Source organism: Trichormus sp. NMC-1 (assembly GCF_001858025.1).
Classification (GTDB): Bacteria; Cyanobacteriota; Cyanobacteriia; order Cyanobacteriales; family Nostocaceae; genus Anabaena.
In genome coordinates this window covers 1-813 of the sequence record NZ_LZQD01000046.1, presented here as the reverse complement: position 1 = coordinate 813, position 813 = coordinate 1, and the positions used below count along the sequence as shown (strand labels likewise).

At 38.6% G+C, this 813-nt stretch carries 1 protein-coding gene; it reads right to left on the bottom strand.

The genetic code is table 11. The features are described from left to right. A partial coding sequence (locus A9Y75_RS25835; protein WP_071192738.1) for an ISAs1 family transposase occupies positions 1-813 on the bottom strand: 813 nt, incomplete at both ends.

Here is an 813-nt window from a genome sequence, read left to right as displayed (position 1 = left end):
CAATTTTGTTAGCATCACTATCAAGACTAGTAAGATAAAATTGCACTTCATGGGTAGTTTTATTCCAATGCTGAACCTTGCGAACTACCATGACTACTGTTGTTAATCCTGCCCATTGGTTTTGTTCATGAAGTGCGGGTAGTTGTGATACGGGAACAGTATAACAGGTGCGATTTTCGATGCGGTGATGTCCTTTTTCGACCCGTTGACTAATACTGACATCAACACCTTTAAAGTCTAGAGATTGTGCTATTTCAAACCAATTTTTCACTTGTTGATGTAGCGTCGGATGATTATCTTTTAGGCTGAAAATATAATCAGCATTTCCAGCTATGATTTGTTCGGCAATTGATTTTTGCGTACCCATTGCATCAATAGTGATAATACAGCCAGACAAGTCCAGAGTCTCTAACAGTGCTGGAATCGCGGTGATTTCATTTGATTTACAATTGACCTTTGTTTGTCCTAGAATCAACCTATTCTCACAAGCCCATGCACTCACTGTATGTAAAGCTTTTAGTTTCGATTCTCGGTCATATGACCCGCGATGAGTTTTACCATCTATAGCAACTACTTCTACACCCAATTTCTCCACTAATGATTGCACCCAATTCCGAAAACATTGCTCAAATTCTTTGGGGTTTATCCTCTCAAATACTCTTCTAAATGTATCTGGACTGGGTATTCCTGCTGGTAATTCTAAAAATGTTTCTAGCCACTCTTTTTTACTTAGTCCATATTCTTCAATATCTTCCCAACCCTCTGCACCTGCTATTACTGCTAACAAGGAAATAGTGATAATATCGGTGAGTA